The following is a 2,416-nucleotide window of genomic DNA, read 5'->3' as shown; positions in this document are numbered from 1 at the left end:
CGGGTGCGCTCACGTTCGGGCTGCCGGGAGCGCCCGGCGTCGAGTTCGCCGGTTCGCTCGTCGCCGACCAGCGTGGCTATTACCGCGAAGCGGGCTTCACGTCCACGCGCTTCCGCGGCAGCGGGCCACGCTTTCCCAGCGTGACGGCGTCGGTGGCCTCGGGCGCGGCCTTGGTGGGGGTGACCACCGCGGACGCCGTCGCCCGCGAGGCCGCGGCCGGCGCGCCACTGCGGATCATCGGCGCCCAGCGGCAGAAGTCCCCGTGGGCGGTCGTCTCCCTGGGGGACCGGCCGATCCGGACACCGCGGGAGATGATCGGCATGCGGGTCGCGACAGCCATGGGCAGCGCGGCCGTCTGGGCGTCGTTCCTGGCCGCCGCGGGAGTTCCCGCGGCGGCGGTCCGGCAGGTCGTCGTCCCCGATGATGCGCAGGCCCTCGCGCAGGCCCTCACGCAGCGGCAGGCCGACGCGGCGCTGTCCTCCGTCGCCGACGTGCCGCTGGCCCTCACCCGGCAGGGGGTCAGCTGCTCGGCGTTCCTGCTCGCGGACCACGGGTATCCGCTGGTCTCCCACGTGTACGTCGTGACCGCCGACGCGGTCACCGCCGCGCGGAAGACGGTCAAGGCCTTCCTCACGGCCGAGATCCGCGGCTGGAAGCAGAACCTGGCCGACCCCATGCTCGCGGCCCGGCTCACCACCGACGTCTACGCGAGGTCGCTCCGGCTCGACGTCCGCGAGCAGCTGGCGGAGAACAGGGCGTTGAACGACCTCGTCCAGACGGCGCAGACCCGCCGGGACGGCCTGTTCACCATGACCGACGCCCTGATCGAGGCCAACATCCGGCTGCTGTCCACCGGTCCGGCGGCGTCGGCCGCCGGGCACCTGTTCGACCTGTCCGTGCTCCGGGAGCTGTACCAGGAGTGGCCCCGCCTGATCTGACCAGGCCGCCGGCCACCTCCGGACACCAGCCGGACACCTCCGGACACCAGCCGGCCACCAGCCACCGGCGGGAGACCGGTACCCACCCGCGGCCGCCCACGCGAAAGCCGGCCGGCCCGTAACGCCGTCGGCGCGGTTCGAAAGGCCGGTTCCGCGCACGGTTTCCGTGGGCAGGCTCCGCGGCCGGGCTCCTCCACAGCCGCCGGAAATCCGGCCGTCGGTACACCCGGATCGGGCGATCCGTACCCGGGAAATGCTTCGGCGATCCCGGAACCGGGCACGAGAGAATAATGATCACAAATATTCCGGACGCCCGGCTGCCGTTCCGGGCCGTCAGCCCGGCTCGCGGCCCTCCCTGCCCTGTTAACCCCTTCCCGGGCCGGGTTCGGGCATACTGCGTTCACGTCGTGCCGCATTCACTCCGGCATCCTCCGCCAGCGGCGTGACAGACCGTCCAGAACATGTTGGATCCGATTTCTCCGGACGATTTCAGCGGGTCCGGGGCAGCGCGTCCGAAAAGGCGGTCAAAACAGCGTCCACCACCTGGGGAAGGAACCGTTCTTGGCTGTCGTGAACGTGCTCGCCGAGCTGGTCCCCGACCGGGTGTTCGCGGCCGCGGTCGCCGTGGCCCACCGCCGCTTCGAGCCGATACTGCGCCGGGTGGATACGTTTGTCACACCGCGACAGACCGCTCTGGACGTCGGCGCCTGGTACGGCCCGTGGAGCCACTGGATGTCGCGGCACGCCCGCCATGTCGTGACGGTCGAGCCCAACCCCGAACTGGCCGCCTTCGTCGCCCGCACCTGCCGGCCGAACGTCACGGTGGTGCCGAAGGCCGCGTCCGACACGGAGGGTTTCGCCGAGCTGTGGCTGCCACCGGGCGGCCGGGGCACCGAGGGGCGCGCCTGCCTGCTCCCCCAGGGCCGTGAGCACACCGGGCACACCGGGCGCGCTGGGCACACCGGGCGCGCGGAGCACACCGTGAAGGTCGAGACGGTCCGTCTCGACAGCCTCGACATCGCCGACGTCGGACTCGTGAAGATTGATGTGGAAGGGCACGAACTCGCCGCGCTACGCGGCGCGGAGGGAATTATCCGGCGCTGGCGCCCGAATCTCGTAGTCGAGATCGAGGACAGCCGCAGCCCGGCGGCCGCGACCCTGGAACTGCTGCGGAGCTGGCACTACCAGGGCTGGTTCCTCGACCACGGGAGAATGCGCCCACTGGACGACTTCGATCTGGTCGGCCACCAGCGGGAAATGGCACCGCTGGCCCACCACGGCTACCTCCGGGCGGTACTGACCGGCAGCGTCCACCGATACGTCAACACCATTCTTTTCCGACCGTCCTCCTGACACCGGCTACCACGGGTGGAGCCGTGACACCGAAAAACGGGGGCGACCGGGGCGACAGCCACGCCAGCCTTCCGCTCGCGAATCCTGGAGCGCCGCTCAGGTAGCGCGGATCCCATCCACGACCA

At 71.2% G+C, this 2,416-nt stretch carries 2 protein-coding genes; both read left to right on the top strand.

What is annotated here, in order from left to right; genetic code table 11:
* On the top strand, positions 1-938 hold a 938-nt coding region (locus AC5LSR_RS19315), incomplete at its 5' end, for an ABC transporter substrate-binding protein (protein WP_493468765.1).
* 570 nt (positions 939-1,508) lie between these two features.
* On the top strand, positions 1,509-2,291 hold the full coding sequence (locus tag AC5LSR_RS19310) for an FkbM family methyltransferase (protein ID WP_250287399.1): 783 nt from the start codon (positions 1,509-1,511) through the stop codon (positions 2,289-2,291).
* The last annotated feature ends 125 nt before the right edge of the window (positions 2,292-2,416 follow it).

The sequence above is a fragment of the Protofrankia sp. CiP1_Cm_nod4 genome, assembly GCF_982290645.1.
The sequence above is the reverse complement of the archived record's forward strand: the minus strand, read 5'-3'. Positions and strand labels throughout refer to the sequence as shown.